The following is a 14,151-nucleotide window of genomic DNA, read 5'->3' on the forward strand; positions in this document are numbered from 1 at the left end:
GCCCATATGGGGCTGCCTCGGTCTGGAGGCTCAGATGACCCTGCTCGATCTTACCGCTTTCGCCCTGGCCGGCGTCGCCCTCACCGGGGCGGTGCTGCACTTCGCGAGCCCCGTGCCCTTCATGGCGCCGGCGGGCGGCCCCGGCATTCCGGCGGAAGTGGCGCTCCAGCCTGACACCACGACTCGCACGGCCGCGACCCGCTTCGGCGGCGACAAGGGCGAGACCAAGGCCGATCCCGCCTGGGCATCCTTCCCCCGCGCCTTCTGAAACAAAAAAGCCCTCCCCGGCGGGTGCCGGAGAGGGCTTCAGTCAGGACGTCCCGCGCATGGCGCGGGGCGGGAGGATCAGTGGGTGACTTCCGCCGCGCGGCTCGCCGCCACCGCGTCTTCCGCCTTGGCATCCGCCACGAAGCGGGCGCGCATGGGCTTCAGCACGAACAGCGCCATCAGGGCCGCGATGGCGTTCACCGCCGCGGTGATGGTGAACACCAGGTCCCAGTTGCCATACCTGGCCACCATGATGCTCGCCAGCGGCACCACCAGGGAGGCCGTGCCCTTGGCGGTGTAGAGGAAGCCGGCATTGGTGGTCGCGAACTTGGAACCGAACGTGTCGCCGCAGGTCGCCGGGAACAGCGAGTAGATCTCGCCCCAGGCGAAGAAGACGAGGCCGGTGAGGATCACGAACAGCACCGGATTGGTGCCGAAATGACCCAGCGCCAGCACGCCGACCGCCTCGAGGGCGAAGGCGATGAACATGGTGTTCTCACGGCCGATATTGTCCGACACCCAGCCGAAGAAAGGCCGGCAGACGCCGTTCAGCACGCGGTCGATGGACAGCGCGAAGGTCAGCGCCGGCATGGTGAGACCGAGCATGGAGACCGGCACGCCGGCGATGTTGAAGTCCTTGGCAATGGAGCCGAGCTGCGCGGTCGCCATGAGGCCGCCGCCCGCCACCAGAACGAACATCAGGTACATGATCCAGAAGACCGGCGCCTTCAGCATCTGCCCCGGCCCGTATTCGCGGCGGGACTGCATGACCGCCTTGACGGGGGACGGCGGAAGCTGGCCCGGCTTCGGGCTCTGGAGGAACAGGGAGGCCACCAGCACCACGCCGCCCTGGATGAGGCCGAACACGAGGAAGGTCTGCTGATAGCCTGACGAGGCGATCATCGCCGCGATGGGGACGATGGTGAGCGCCGAGCCCGCGCCGAAGCCGGCGGCGGTGATGCCGGCGGCAAGGCCGCGGCGGTCGGGGAACCATTTCAGCGCCGCACCCACGCAGGTGCCATAGACCGCGCCCGCGCCCGCGCCGCCGATGGCCGCCGACACATAGAGCAGGGCCAGGCTATCGGCGATGGAGTTCAGCGCCCAGGAGGCGGCGCACAGGATGCCGCCGATGAAGACGACGATGCGCGGGCCGAACTTGTCCACGAACCAGCCTTCGACCGGCACCAGCCAGGTCTCGAACAGCACGAAAATGGTGAACGCCACCTGGATGGAGGCGCGGCCCCACTGGTGCGTCTCGTTCATGGGCTCGACGAACAGCGTCCAGCCATACTGGAGATTGGCGATCATGGACATGCAGAGCACGCCGATCGCCAGTTGGAGCCAACGTCCACCCACGGGGCCGCTGCGCACGGATTCAATTGCTGGCATTTCCTTCCCTTCCTTCTTCGGGATCATCGCGTTCTGTGACGATGAACGGTCCCGTGACGGTCACCATTCGTTTCCGCATGGGCAGGCGGTGCCGACACGCATGCGGGTGAGGAAGGCGATTATGCATGGTGTATACGGCATACAGGACGCAAGTTTCGGCTATGTAACCGTTATTATCGCTGTATCGCGCAAGAATTTTTTAAAATAACCAAAATAGCGCAACAAAATTACACGTGAATTATACACGAGCATACGTACTTTATTCCAAATACTTGCCACATGTGGATTTGGAATCACCCGTAAACTGGCTCGTTATTACATAATCTTACTCAGCTCGCAAAAGGCGAGAAGAGGGCGTGAGCGGGGCTCGGGCGCGAAAGCCAAAAAAAAGCCCCGGCTTTCGCCGGGGCTATCAGGAGCCGCCCGAAAGCGGCTGGAGGGACTTTTGGATCAGGCGCCCTGGGGAGCCTGACGCGTTGCACGGGCGGCGGCTTCTTCGTTCAGCCTGTGATGGCGGGCGAGAAGCGGACGCAAGAGAAGAATCGCGGCGAAGGCGGCGGTCAGATCCATGGCCGCGACGATATAGAGAACGGTCGCCCAGGAGCCGGTCGCCTCCATGATGAGATTCGCGATGGGCACGAGAAGCGCGGCAAATCCCTTGGCGCAATAAAGAACGCCGTAGATCTTGCCCACATGGGCGCTTCCGAAGGTGTCGGCCGCGGTTGCGGAGAACAGCGAATACACCTCGCCCCACGCCAGGAACACGACGCCCGACAGGATGATGAACGCCCACGGATTGTGGCCGAACGCGCCGAGGGCGACGATGCCGATACCTTCCATGGCGAAGGCAAAGAACATCGTCTTCTCACGGCCGATATGATCGGAGATCCAGCCGAAAAGCGGACGGGAAATGCCGTTCAGGAGGCGGTCGAGCATCAGAGCGAACGGCAGGGCGGCCATGACGAAGAAGTAGAGGTTCACCTCCACATGCTTCACCCCGAGGTCTTCCGCGATGACGCCGAGCTGGGCCACTGCCATCAGACCGCCGGTGACGGTGCAGATGAACATGCCGAGCATGACGTAGAAGACCGGCGTGCGAAGCGCCTCGCCGAGCGTGTAGTCGCGCCGGCTCTGGGCCACCGTCGAGGAATACACCACTTCACCCTTGCCCGGCGCGCGCAGGAAACCGGCGGCGAGAAGGATGATGGCGCCCTGGATCAGGCCGAACAGGAAGAAGGTCTCGGAATAACCGGAGGTCTTCAGCATGTTGGCGATGGGGATGATGGTCAGGATCGTGCCCGAGCCGTAGCCCGCGGCGGTGAGGCCGACCGCAAGGCCGCGCTTGTCCGGGAACCACTTCAGCGCGCTGTTCACGCAGGTGGCGTAGACGCAGCCGACGCCGATGCCGCCGATGGCCGCGCCGATATAGAAGCCGGTCAGCGAGGTGGCATAGGAGTTGACGATCCAGGACAGGCCGGTGAACACGCCGCCGAACAGGACCACGGCGCGCGGGCCGTACTTGTCGATGAAGTAGCCCTCGATGGGCGTCAGCCAGGTCTGCACCACCACGAACACCGTGAAGGCAACCTGAATCGAAGCGCGGCTCCAGCCATGCGCATTCTGGATTTCCGGCACGAACAGGGTCCAGCTGTACTGGATGTTCGCGGCCGCAACCATGCAGACGATACCGGCGATTAATTGAAGCCAACGGTTCGCCGTCACCGTTGCTGTTCCACCACTTTCAGAAGAAGCCATTTTCCTACCCTTTACCGATCCTTTTTGTTCTCTGTATTGAGGAAGCCGGCGCCCCCTTGTTTTGTTTTCCCTCCGGGTGCCGGCAGATGCGAAATCAGACCGCGCCGTTGGCGCGCATACTGGCGATGTCCTCGGCACCGTAGCCGAGGGAGGCGAGCACCTCGTCCGTGTGCTCGCCGAGGAGCGGCGCCCGCTCCACCGGCACCTCGTTGTCCGAGAGGCGGATGGGGGAAGCGACCGTCACATAAGTGCCCCGCTCGGGGTGGGGCACGTCCACCAGGAAGCCACGCTCATAGAGCGAACGGTCCTCGATGATGTCCTTGGTCGAGAGGATGGGCCCGCACGGCACGTCGATGGCGCTCAGCGCCTTCATCACCTCGAATTTGGTGCGGTTGCGGGTCCAGGTCTCGATGATGCCGAAGCAGGTCTCCAGCCGCTGCGCGCGCGCCTCGTGGGTGGCGAAGCGCTGGTCCTCGATGAGGTCGCGCCGGCCCACGAGCCGCATCAGCGGCGCCCAGCCCTGGGGCTGGATGATGACGTAGCAATAATCGTTCTCGCCACCGGGCGCGCAGCGCAGGGCCGCACCCGGCTGGCCTCCGCCCGAGGCATTGCCGGCACGGGGAACATTGTCGCCCGTGGGCGCGCCGGGATATTCCGTGAGCGGACCCGAGGCGAGGCGCTGCTGGTCGCGCAGCTTCACCCGCAGGAGGTTCACCACGCAATCCTGCATGGCCACCTCCACCCGCTGCCCACGCCCGGTGACGGTGCGCTGGTAGAGGGCGGCGAGGATGCCGGCCACGCAATGGATGCCAGTGCCGGTATCGCCGATCTGGGCGCTGGTGGCGGTGGGCGGGCCGGAGCGCCAGCCGGTGGTGCTCATGGCCCCGCCCATGGCCTGGGCGATGGTCTCGTACGCCTTGGCATCAAGCCCGCTCTCGTCGGCGAAGCCCTTGATGGAGGCGTAGATGATGCGGGGATTGATGGCCGAGATGCGATCCCAGGCAAAACCCTGGCGGTCCAGCACGCCGGCGCCAAAATTCTCCACCATCACGTCGCATTGCTCGATCAGGCGCGAAAGCGCGTCCTGGCCCTGCGGGGACTTGATGTTGAGCGTGACGCTGCGCTTGTTGGCGTTCAGCATCGTGAAGTAAAGACTGTCCACATTGGACTTGTCGCGCAGTTGCGAGCGGGTGATATCCCCGCGACGCGGCATCTCGACCTTGATCACGTCCGCGCCCATCCAGGCGAGGAGCTGCGTCGCGGATGGTCCCGACTGCACGTGCGTCATGTCGAGCACGCGCACACCTTCGAGTGCCTTGCCCATGCCTCAACCCCTGGAAACCTGCCCTGCCACACCGGTCTGTGCCGGCTTTGCTCATGAGAACCGCCGAAGCCGTTCTCCCTCGCCATTGGAAGCCGCCGGAAGCGGCTTCTTCTGGAATTACGTCTATTGGATTACGTATGCCAGGATTTCAGGCATAGCATCCTCCTGACCCGACGGCAAATGGATTTGCGCCGGCTCTAATCTTGCTCAGCGCAATGCAGCCAACGCCGCCGTCATGCCACCCGAGGCCTGGCCGCCGGGCTGCACCTCGGTCTCTTCCTCGTGCAGATAGTGGCGCATGAGGTCCGTGGCGCTGATGACGCCAACGAGGCCATGCTCCTCGATCACCGGGAGATGGCGCACCTGGTGCTCGTTCATCAGCCGCAGCACCTTGCCGATGCTGTCGCTGAGCTGGCAGGAAATGACCGCCCGCTTGATGAAGCTGGCCACAGTGAGGCTCGGGGTGTTGGCGCCGTGCTCCACGAGCGCACGGGTCACGTCGCGTTCGGAGAACACGCCGACCACCGTATTGCCCTCGGTGCGGCACACGTCCTTCACAACAACGCTGGAGACGTTCTCACGCTTCATGATGAGGGCGGCGGTCGCCACCGTCTCGTTCATGCGCACCGTGATGACGCGGGCGTGGCGCTTTTCGCGCAGGATATCGTCGACCGTGATCATTGGGCGTCCCTCTCTTTAAGGCCCGCGGTTGAACCCGGGTCGCTGATTGGGACTATGCTGGTATACGTAATACGCGATGTCAAGACATGGAATCGTTACAGATTTACGTGCGGTCAATGCTGCAATGCGGCATCGTTCGACACGGGCTTACTTGCCGAAGCCGACGTTAGATGCGATCAAGGTATGTTGTATTCTGCTTCTTCAGGAGGCAGGGCTGAACGGGTGGCGCTGAGCGGCATCGGATAAGGGTTCAGATGACGTACCAGGATATAAACGTGAAGCCGATCGAGACCGAATCGAGCTTCCGCATGAAGGCGTACAAGGCGCTTAAGGCGGCCATCATGGAGATGGACATCTATAGCCACGACGAAGAGATACGCCTGGAGGAACGCCAGCTCTCGGAGAAGCTCGGGGTCTCGCGCACCCCCATCCGCGAGGCCATGACGCTGCTGGAGCAGGAGGGCTTCGTGCGCTCCGTGCCGCGGCGCGGCATCTTCGTGGTGCGCAAGACCAAGCAGGAAATCCTGGAGATGATCACGGTCTGGGCCGCGCTCGAAGGCATGGCTGCGCGCCTCGCCTGCGTGGAGGCCACGGAGACCGAGATCCGCAAGCTGCGCGAGAATGTTCAGGCCTTCGCGAACCGCGACCCGGAAGAGTTCGTCACCGAATATTCCGAAGCGAACCTCGCCTTCCACAAGCTCATCATCCGCATGTCCGGCTGCGACCTGATCGCGGAGACGACGGAGAGCCTGTTCCCCCACATGCGCGGCGTGCGCAAGGTAACCATCGGCCAGGACCACCGCGCCCAGCGGTCCATCGTCGACCACACCCGCATCGTCGAGGCCATCGAGAAGCGCGACCCGGACCTCGCCGAGCGGCTGGTGCGCGACCACACGCTGGGCCTCGCCAAGCACGTGGAAGCCCACGGCGAATTCCTGAACTGAGATCCCGAGAGCGGAAACCACGCCCCGCAAGGGCGTGGTTCGGGGCGCCGGAGCGCGGCGGGGCCGCTAAAATCAGGCCAGCAGCTTCAGCACGTTCTGCGAGGACGCATTGGCCATCGACAGCGCCAAGGCACCAAGCTGCTGCTTGACCTGCAGCGCCGTCATCCGGGCGCTTTCGGCCGACATGTCGCTATCAACCAGACGCGCGACATCCGCCTTTTGGGACGAAACCATCCCAAGCGCGTTGTCCTTCACCGCCAGGCTGGGCTCGCGCCGGCGGCCTGCTGCCGGCGCGAGCGACACAGAAATATGCGCGACCGAAGCGCGCCTGAGCCCGCCCGGTCCGCACTTCACCGGCCGAGATTTTTTAAGGGCGGCGACGCCTCACGGATTGGGGTTCTTGAACACCCATTTCCACGGCACCACCTCGGTGCTCTCGAACAGGCCCGCCTTGGCGAACGGGTCGTTCTCCAGGAACGCCTTCGCCTCCACCGGGCTCGCCGCCTCCACCGTGAGGATCGAGCCCACCATGCGGGCACCGTCCTCGCTCATGATGGGGCCGCCGAAGGCGATCTTATCCTTGTTGGCGTTGAGGAATTCGAGGTGCGCGGGGCGCACGTCGGCGCGGACCTTTTCGTGGTCCGGCTTGTCCTTCTTGAGCACGACGAACAGCATGGAACGCCTCCCTTATGGGGCGGCTGAGCGCCGCCCTCTTCTTTGAAATGCGGCTTCAGGCGGCCTTGGACTTGGCCATCATCTCCACGAAGCGATCGAACAGATAATGGCTGTCGCGCGGGCCGGGCGAGGCTTCCGGGTGGTACTGCACCGAGAAGACCGGCTTGTCCGAGAGCGCAAGGCCTGCATTGGAGCCGTCGAACAGGGAGACATGGGTCTCCTGCGCATTCGCCGGCAGGCTGTCGCGGTCCACGGCGAAGCCGTGATTCATGGAGGTGATCTCCACCTTGCCCGTGGTGAGGTCCTTCACCGGATGGTTCGCCCCGTGATGCCCCTGGTGCATCTTCAGGGTGCGCCCGCCCACCGCAAGGCCGATCATCTGGTGGCCGAGGCAGATGCCGAAGGTGGGGATTTCCTTGGCGATCAGTGCCCGGATCACCGGCACCGCATATTCCCCCGTGGCCGCGGGATCGCCGGGGCCGTTGGAAAGGAACACGCCGTCGGGGTTGAGCGCGAGGATGTCGGCGGCGGGGGTGGTCGCCGGCACCACCGTCACCTTGCAGCCGGCGCGCGCCAGCAGCCGCAGAATGTTGCGCTTCACGCCGTAATCGATGGCCACCACGTGATACTGGCCGCCATCCTGCCGGCCATAGCCCTTCTCCCACTCCCAGGGCGTCTCGTCCCAGCCGTAGCGCTGGGCGGAGGTGACGCCGGGCACGAGGTCCATGCCTTCGAGGCCCGGCCACGCCTTCGCCTTGGCCTTCAGCGCCTCGATATCGAACACGCCATCGGGGGAATAGGCGATGACCGCATTCGGCATGCCGGTCTCGCGGATGCGGGCGGTGAGCGCGCGGGTATCGATACCCGAGATGCCGGCAATGCCCCGCGCCTTCAGCCACGCATCGAGGCCGCGGGTCGCGCGATAGTTGGAGGGCTCGGTGACGGCCGTGCGCAGCACCACGCCGCGTACGCCAGAGGCGGCCGCCATGGACACCGTCTCGATGTCCTCTTCATTGGTGCCCACATTGCCGATATGCGGGAAGGTGAAGGTGATGATCTGCCCGCTATAGGAGGGATCGGTGAGGATCTCCTCATAGCCGGTGATGGCGGTGTTGAAGCACACCTCGCCAACACCCTCGCCGACGGCGCCAAGGCCGACACCTTCGAGGACCGTTCCATCGGCCAGCACCAGCAGCGCGGTCGGCTTCGGTTCCGCCCAGCTGTCGGCCGGGCTCATGACGTGATCTTGTTCCTGGGTCATGGATCGCCTAGATAAGGGGTCACGCGCCGCTACGCCAGTGGCCCGGCGGATGTGCCGCGATTTTCGTCACAGGGCGATGCCCGCCCCGACGCTTCCCGCCTTTCCGACACCCGGCGACCCGGCCCTCCACATCCCGGACGGGCCCGCGCGCGACATTTTACGAGGACGACCGTGCTCCGCGACGACATCAACACTGCGCTCAAAGAAGCGATGAAAGCAGGCGACAAGGTGCGCCTGTCCACCCTGCGCCTGGTCAATGCGGCCCTGAAGGACCGCGATATCGAGGCCAGGGGCCATGGCAAGGACCCGCTCGGCGACGACGACCTGCGCGCTCTGCTCGCCAAGATGGTGAAGCAGCGCGAGGAAAGCGCGAAAATCTACACCGACAATGGCCGCCCCGAGCTGGCGGACCAGGAAAAGGCCGAGATCGCGGTGATCCAGGACTTCCTGCCCAAGCAGCTCGGCGAGGACGAGACCCGCGCCATCATCAAGGACGTGGTGGCCGAGATCGACGCCAAGGGCATCAAGGACATGGGCCGCACCATGGGCGTGCTCAAGGAGCGCTATGCCGGCGCCATCGACTTCGGCAAGGCCTCCGCCTGGGTGAAGGAAGCGCTGACGGCGGGCTGAGGCCTGTGGAACGTGGGGACAGCGGGCATGGTTTCTAAACCCCGCTGGCCCATCGTTTCGATTGCGCCGAGATGCTATCGTTTCGGCACGCGCCTTGAGAGCTTGCACCTGAATGCGCTTCCCGCCCTCCTTCCTTGATGAGATCCGTGCCCGGTTGCCGGTGTCGGACGTGGTGGGGCGGCGGGTGAAGCTGCGCAAGCAGGGGCGCGAGTTCGCCGGCCTCTCGCCCTTCAATCCCGAGAAGACCCCCTCCTTCTTCGTCAACGACCAGAAGGGCTTCTACCACTGCTTCTCCTCGGGAAAGCACGGCGACGTGTTCGATTTCCTGATGGAGACGGAAGGCCTGCCTTTCGGCGAGGCGGTGGAGCGATTGGCCTCCATGGCCGGGCTCCCTCTGCCCGAGGTCACCCCCGAGGCTAGCGCCCGCGAGGAGCGCCGCCGCACGCTCCATGATGTCCTCGCCCTTGCCGCCACTCATTTCGAGGAGGCCCTGCAGGGCCGGGCCGGTGCCAAGGCGCGCGGCTATCTTGCCGACCGCGGGCTCGGGCCTTCCACCCAGAAACGCTTTCGCATGGGCTATTCGACGCCCGAACGCTTCAATCTGAAGGAGGCGCTGGGCCATCTGGGGGTCAGCGTCGCCGACATGGTGGAGACGGGGCTTCTCGTCTCCGGCGACGACATCGCCGTGCCCTATGACCGTTTCCGCGACCGCGTGATGTTTCCCATCACCGACCTGAAGGGCCGGGTGGTGGGCTTCGGCGGGCGGGCGCTGGAAAAGGACGTCTCGGCAAAATACCTTAACTCCCCCGAGACCCCGCTCTTCCATAAGGGCTCCTTGCTCTACAACGGCTTTTCCGCCCGCGCCGCCACCCATAAGGGCGCGCGGCTCGTGGCCGTGGAAGGCTATGTGGACGTCATCGCCATGGTGGAGGCCGGCTTCGAGGGGGCGGTCGCCCCCCTCGGCACGGCGCTCACCGAGGACCAGCTGCAACTGCTCTGGCGCATGGGCGACGAACCCACCTTGCTGTTCGACGGCGACAAGGCCGGGCGCCGCGCGGCCTTCCGCGCCATCGATGTCGCCCTCCCCCATCTGAAGCCCGGCAAGAGCCTCTCCTTCGGCACCCTGCCCGAGGGCCAGGATCCCGACGACCTGATCCGCCGCTCAGGCCGCGAGGCCATGGACAACGTGCTGGCGCGCACGGAACCGCTCGCAGCCATGCTGTGGGCGCGCGAGACCGAAGGCACGAACCTGGAAACGCCCGAGCGCCGCGCGGCGCTGGAGGCGCGGCTTGCCGAGATCGTCGCCTCCATCGTGGATGAGAGCGTGCGGCGCCATTACCGGCAGGACCTGAACGAGCGCATGCGCCGCCTGCTCTCTCCCCCTGCATCTGCGGTGTCCTGGTCCGGCACCCGGCGCAATCAAGGCGGAAGCGGAAAAGGCCGCTGGGCGCCGCCGGTGCCCCTTGCCCCGCGCGGCGGGGATATTGCCCGGACGGCTGCGGTGCGGGGCGGCACCTCCAACTTGCCCCGAAATGAGGCACTGCTTCTTTTCTGCCTGCTAAATCATCCCTGGCTGATGGATGAGACCGGCGAGGAAATTTCCGCCCTTCCCTTCGCCAATTCGGAAGCCGCGCATTTGTGCCGCGCGCTTCTGGAAGCCCATATGGATGGGCACATTTCGCCCGAGACCCTTGCGCTGCCAGAGGAATTAGAGGCGGTGCGGCGGCGCGTCTGCGCCCTTGCCAGCCCCCGGATGGACTGGCCCGCATATCCCGATACCGGACAAGAGGATGTGAGACTCTGGTGGCGCCAGCGCTCGGCCTTGCATCTAAAGGCTTTCGCGTTATCTAGAGAACTAAGAGAGGCCGAGCAGCAATTGGGTGACGACCCAAGCGAGGCGAATTTTGCGTGGTTGCGGGATGTGCACGAGCGCCTCTCCGCAATCGAAGGAACGGAGGCCCTGGTCGAAGGGTTTGGCGCGGCATCCGGCCGGGCGTCGGCGCGCTCCATATGAGGCGCAATCCCTGAGGATGGGTTTTAGGAGCCGCTTCGCAGAAAAGCGCGAGCGGTTCAGGCTGATTTAACGGGATCGTCGTAGGGACGATTCTTGCAGGATGGAAGAGGCGGCGGACCGGACGGTCGCGCCGCCGTTTCGCCGTTGGCAGGCGGCGATATGTCAGGAGATGTCCATGGCGAAGCAGGCCACCGAGACGACCGAAGCCCCGGAGAAGGAGAACGAAGCCCCCGATGGGCCGTTGCTCGATCTCTCGGACGCGGCTGTCCGGAAGATGATCAAGAACGCCAAGCGCCGTGGCTATGTCACCTATGAGCAGCTCAACGAAGTGATGCCCTCCGAGGAGGTGACCTCCGAGCAGATCGAGGACACCCTCGCCATGCTCAACGACATGGGCATCAACGTCATCGAGGCGGAAGAGGCGACCGAAGAGGGCGAAGCCGCCGAGGAAGGCGAGACCCCCGACGAGCCGGAAGAGGCGGAAGGCGGCGAGCTCACCGAGGCCGCGCCGCGCGCGGTTGCGCGCTCGGAGACCAAGTCCGAGCCGGCCGAGCGCACCGACGACCCGGTCCGCATGTATCTGCGCGAGATGGGCAGCGTCGAGCTGCTCTCCCGCGAGGGCGAGATCGCGATCGCCAAGCGCATCGAGGCGGGCCGCGAGGCCATGATCGCCGGGCTGTGCGAGAGCCCCCTCACCTTCCAGGCCATCATCATCTGGCGCGACGAGCTGGTGGAAGGCCGCGTGCTGCTGCGCGACATTATCGACCTCGAAGCCACCTATGCCGGTCCCGAAGGTAAGAACCCGCCCCCGGCGGTGGAGGACGGCGAGACCGCGCTCGCCCCCGAGGCGGGCGAGGACGGACTTCTGGGCGACGGCGCCTCGCCGGACAGCGACGAAGACGACATGGAGAATTCCCTGTCGCTCGCCGCCATGGAGACCGAGATCAAGCCGAAGGTGCTCGAGACCTTCGACCGCGTTGCCGATTCCTACAAGAAGCTGCGCCGGCTCCAGGACCAGAATGTCGAGTCCAAGCTGAAGAACGAGACGCTCTCGCCCGCGCAGGAGCGCAAGGCGAAGAAGCTGAAGGAAGATCTCGTCCTCGACATGAAGTCGCTCTCGCTCAACCAGGCGCGCATCGATGCGCTGGTGGAGCAGCTCTACGAGATCAACAAGCGTCTCGTCGGCCTTGAAGGCCGGCTGCTGCGCCTGTCGGAGAGCTACGGCGTCTCCCGCGACGACTTCCTGAAGCAGTACCAGGGCTACGAGCTGGACCCGAAGTGGATCCTGCGCGTCTCCAAGCTGGGCTCGAAGGGCTGGAAGGGCTTCGTCGCCAGCGAGAAGGACGCCATCAAGGATCTGCGCGGGGACATCCACGCCCTCGCCACGGAAACCGGGCTGGAAATCCTGGAATTCCGCAAGATCGTCCAGATGGTGCAGAAGGGCGAGAAGGAAGCCCGCCAGGCGAAGAAGGAAATGGTGGAGGCGAACCTGCGCCTCGTCATCTCCATCGCCAAGAAGTACACGAACCGCGGCCTCCAGTTCCTGGACCTGATCCAGGAGGGCAATATCGGCCTGATGAAGGCGGTAGATAAGTTCGAGTACCGGCGCGGCTACAAGTTCTCCACCTATGCCACCTGGTGGATCCGGCAGGCCATCACCCGCTCCATCGCGGACCAGGCGCGGACCATCCGCATCCCGGTCCACATGATCGAGACGATCAACAAGATCGTGCGCACCTCGCGCCAGATGCTCCACGAGATCGGCCGCGAGCCGACCCCGGAAGAGCTGGCCGAGAAGCTCGGCATGCCGCTTGAGAAGGTGCGCAAGGTCCTGAAGATCGCCAAGGAGCCCATCTCGCTTGAGACGCCCATCGGCGACGAGGAAGACAGCCACCTCGGCGACTTCATCGAGGACAAGAATGCGGTGCTCCCCATCGACGCCGCAATCCAGTCCAACCTGCGCGAGACCACGACGCGCGTTCTCGCCTCGCTGACGCCGCGCGAGGAGCGCGTGCTGCGCATGCGCTTCGGCATCGGCATGAACACCGACCACACCCTTGAGGAAGTGGGCCAGCAGTTCAGCGTGACCCGCGAGCGTATCCGCCAGATCGAGGCGAAGGCGCTGCGCAAGCTGAAGCACCCCTCCAGGTCGCGCAAGCTGCGGTCGTTCCTGGACAACTGATCGCCCGCACGCCTCTCAGAGACGCGAAAGGCCCGCCTCGGCGGGCCTTTTTGCGTTCAGGCCGGCACCGGCACCATGTGGTAGCCGGTCCCGTCGCGCTCGATTACCCCTCGGTCGGCGAGGTGCGAGCCCATCACCGGCGTGCGCTCCACCGTGAGGCGGTCGAGCATGCGGGCGCGGGTCTCGGCGGCCTGGGTGCGGTTCACGTCGTAGAGGACCGACCAGTCGGGATGGGGAAACTGCATGGCGCCCACATGCATGATGTCCGCCCACATGATGAGGCTGTCGACGCCATCGGCGATCATCACGCCCATATGGCCGGGCGTATGGCCGGGCTCGGGCACGGCGGTGAGGCCCGGCCACAACTCCACGGCGCCGGTGACCGCACGCACGCGCTTGGGATAGGCGGCGAGCACCGCGCGGGCGGCCCCGAAGAAGCCGTCCATGCCCTGCGGCGCGCGCGAGCGGATGCCGTCATCCATCCAGAACTCGATCTCCTCGTGCTGCACGACCAGCTCGGCATTGGGGAACACCGCCTTGCCATCGGCGCCGATGGCGCCGCCTGCATGGTCCACATGCAAATGGGTGAGGATGATGGCCTCCACCTTGGCCCGGTCGAGGCCCGCATGGGCGAGCGCCCCGGCCGCCTTGCCAAGATCCGCGCCCCCGGCCGCGCCGGTGCCGGAATCGATCAGCACCAGCCGGCCCGCTTTCTCCACTGCGAAGGCGTTGACCGGAATGGGAATGGGACCGGCGGCGGGCGCGCCCATCTTCTTCATCAGCTCGTGGCCGGCGGGCGATGCGGCGTCGGGCACGATGTCGAGGGGCAAGGGATAAAGCCCGTCGAAAAGCGGTGTCACCTTGATGGCGCCCACCATGACCGGGCCAGCCGAGAGCGGCTGCGCCCACGCGAACGGCGCCGGCAGGACGGAGGCAAGGGAAAGCGCCGCAGCGCCGCCCAGGAGGGTACGGCGGGACAGGCCGTGTTCGGATAGGCGAAGGGTCATGGGATCACCTCTTCAAGGCGGC

At 65.3% G+C, this 14,151-nt stretch carries 13 protein-coding genes and 1 pseudogene; 6 read left to right on the top strand and 8 right to left on the bottom strand.

Features of this window, described 5'->3' with window-relative positions; all coding sequences use genetic code 11:
* The first annotated feature begins 34 nt into the window (after positions 1-34).
* Positions 35-268: a hypothetical protein gene (locus ABLE91_RS22010; RefSeq protein WP_348934306.1), complete on the top strand. Its 234-nt coding sequence runs from the start codon at positions 35-37 to the stop codon at positions 266-268.
* Positions 269-345: 77 nt separating this feature from the next.
* On the opposite strand, the gene oxlT (ABLE91_RS22015) is transcribed toward ABLE91_RS22010, so the two are convergent.
* A complete protein-coding gene (gene oxlT / locus ABLE91_RS22015) occupies positions 346-1,656 on the bottom strand; it encodes an oxalate/formate MFS antiporter (RefSeq protein ID WP_348934307.1) in 1,311 nt (436 codons plus the stop codon).
* Between oxlT (ABLE91_RS22015) and ABLE91_RS22020 the strand changes: the two genes are divergently transcribed.
* The gene (locus ABLE91_RS22020; protein ID WP_348934367.1) at positions 1,574-1,864 is read left to right on the top strand and encodes a hypothetical protein; all 291 of its coding nucleotides are present in this window, start codon (positions 1,574-1,576) and stop codon (positions 1,862-1,864) included. The two genes, oxlT (ABLE91_RS22015) and ABLE91_RS22020, sit on opposite strands and share 83 nt — an antisense overlap.
* A gap of 242 nt (positions 1,865-2,106) precedes the next feature.
* On the opposite strand, the gene oxlT (ABLE91_RS22025) is transcribed toward ABLE91_RS22020, so the two are convergent.
* From oxlT (ABLE91_RS22025) to ABLE91_RS22035, 3 genes are all read right to left on the bottom strand, one after another.
* Positions 2,107-3,411, bottom strand: coding sequence for an oxalate/formate MFS antiporter (oxlT, locus tag ABLE91_RS22025; RefSeq protein WP_348934309.1), 1,305 nt, complete (start codon positions 3,409-3,411; stop codon positions 2,107-2,109).
* A 94-nt stretch (positions 3,412-3,505) separates the two neighbouring features.
* Positions 3,506-4,735 (bottom strand): formyl-CoA transferase, encoded by a 1,230-nt coding sequence (frc, locus tag ABLE91_RS22030; RefSeq protein ID WP_348934310.1) that lies wholly within the window; start codon positions 4,733-4,735, stop codon positions 3,506-3,508.
* A gap of 207 nt (positions 4,736-4,942) precedes the next feature.
* Positions 4,943-5,416, bottom strand: coding sequence for a CBS domain-containing protein (locus tag ABLE91_RS22035; RefSeq protein WP_348934312.1), 474 nt, complete (start codon positions 5,414-5,416; stop codon positions 4,943-4,945).
* Between the two features lie 254 nt (positions 5,417-5,670).
* Between ABLE91_RS22035 and ABLE91_RS22040 the strand changes: the two genes are divergently transcribed.
* Entirely contained in the window at positions 5,671-6,360 is a 690-nt protein-coding gene (locus ABLE91_RS22040) for a GntR family transcriptional regulator (protein WP_348934314.1), read from the top strand.
* Positions 6,361-6,432: 72 nt separating this feature from the next.
* Here the strand turns inward: ABLE91_RS22040 and ABLE91_RS22045 are convergent.
* The 3 genes and pseudogenes from ABLE91_RS22045 to carA form a co-directional block, all read right to left on the bottom strand.
* Positions 6,433-6,570, bottom strand: a pseudogene (locus ABLE91_RS22045) (flagellin); the annotation flags it as partial.
* 174 nt (positions 6,571-6,744) lie between these two features.
* Positions 6,745-7,035 (bottom strand): YciI family protein, encoded by a 291-nt coding sequence (locus ABLE91_RS22050; protein WP_348934315.1) that lies wholly within the window; start codon positions 7,033-7,035, stop codon positions 6,745-6,747.
* 55 nt (positions 7,036-7,090) lie between these two features.
* On the bottom strand, positions 7,091-8,296 hold the full coding sequence (gene carA / locus ABLE91_RS22055; protein WP_510181983.1) for a glutamine-hydrolyzing carbamoyl-phosphate synthase small subunit: 1,206 nt from the start codon (positions 8,294-8,296) through the stop codon (positions 7,091-7,093).
* Between the two features lie 171 nt (positions 8,297-8,467).
* On the opposite strand from carA, the gene ABLE91_RS22060 reads away from it, so the two are divergent.
* The 3 genes from ABLE91_RS22060 to rpoD all read left to right on the top strand — a co-directional run bounded on the left by ABLE91_RS22060 (position 8,468) and on the right by rpoD (position 13,122).
* The gene (locus tag ABLE91_RS22060; RefSeq protein ID WP_348934316.1) at positions 8,468-8,926 is read left to right on the top strand and encodes a GatB/YqeY domain-containing protein; all 459 of its coding nucleotides are present in this window, start codon (positions 8,468-8,470) and stop codon (positions 8,924-8,926) included.
* Positions 8,927-9,038: 112 nt separating this feature from the next.
* Positions 9,039-10,940, top strand: a complete 1,902-nt coding sequence (gene dnaG / locus ABLE91_RS22065) for a DNA primase (RefSeq protein ID WP_348934317.1) — start codon at positions 9,039-9,041, stop codon at positions 10,938-10,940.
* A gap of 175 nt (positions 10,941-11,115) precedes the next feature.
* Entirely contained in the window at positions 11,116-13,122 is a 2,007-nt protein-coding gene (rpoD, locus tag ABLE91_RS22070) for an RNA polymerase sigma factor RpoD (protein WP_348934319.1), read from the top strand.
* Between the two features lie 56 nt (positions 13,123-13,178).
* Here the strand turns inward: rpoD and ABLE91_RS22075 are convergent, their stop codons facing one another.
* On the bottom strand, positions 13,179-14,129 hold the full coding sequence (locus ABLE91_RS22075; RefSeq protein ID WP_348934320.1) for an MBL fold metallo-hydrolase: 951 nt from the start codon (positions 14,127-14,129) through the stop codon (positions 13,179-13,181).
* Positions 14,130-14,151 lie beyond the last annotated feature (22 nt).

It is taken from the genome of Aquabacter albus (assembly GCF_040049275.1).
Classification (GTDB): domain Bacteria; phylum Pseudomonadota; class Alphaproteobacteria; order Rhizobiales; family Xanthobacteraceae; genus Aquabacter.

Bases quoted from the DNA above. Each gene is read 5' to 3' on its own strand.
- dnaG (WP_348934317.1), top strand. From the start codon at position 9,039: ATGCGCTTCCCGCCCTCCTTCCTTGATGAGATCCGTGCCCGGTTGCCG.
- frc (WP_348934310.1), bottom strand. From the start codon at position 4,735: ATGGGCAAGGCACTCGAAGGTGTGCGCGTGCTCGACATGACGCACGTG.
- ABLE91_RS22035 (WP_348934312.1), bottom strand. From the start codon at position 5,416: ATGATCACGGTCGACGATATCCTGCGCGAAAAGCGCCACGCCCGCGTC.
- oxlT (WP_348934307.1), bottom strand. From the start codon at position 1,656: ATGCCAGCAATTGAATCCGTGCGCAGCGGCCCCGTGGGTGGACGTTGG.
- ABLE91_RS22020 (WP_348934367.1), top strand. From the start codon at position 1,574: ATGGACATGCAGAGCACGCCGATCGCCAGTTGGAGCCAACGTCCACCC.
- ABLE91_RS22040 (WP_348934314.1), top strand. From the start codon at position 5,671: ATGACGTACCAGGATATAAACGTGAAGCCGATCGAGACCGAATCGAGC.
- ABLE91_RS22010 (WP_348934306.1), top strand. From the start codon at position 35: ATGACCCTGCTCGATCTTACCGCTTTCGCCCTGGCCGGCGTCGCCCTC.
- ABLE91_RS22075 (WP_348934320.1), bottom strand. From the start codon at position 14,129: ATGACCCTTCGCCTATCCGAACACGGCCTGTCCCGCCGTACCCTCCTG.
- rpoD (WP_348934319.1), top strand. From the start codon at position 11,116: ATGGCGAAGCAGGCCACCGAGACGACCGAAGCCCCGGAGAAGGAGAAC.
- ABLE91_RS22050 (WP_348934315.1), bottom strand. From the start codon at position 7,035: ATGCTGTTCGTCGTGCTCAAGAAGGACAAGCCGGACCACGAAAAGGTC.
- carA (WP_510181983.1), bottom strand. From the start codon at position 8,296: ATGACCCAGGAACAAGATCACGTCATGAGCCCGGCCGACAGCTGGGCG.
- oxlT (WP_348934309.1), bottom strand. From the start codon at position 3,411: ATGGCTTCTTCTGAAAGTGGTGGAACAGCAACGGTGACGGCGAACCGT.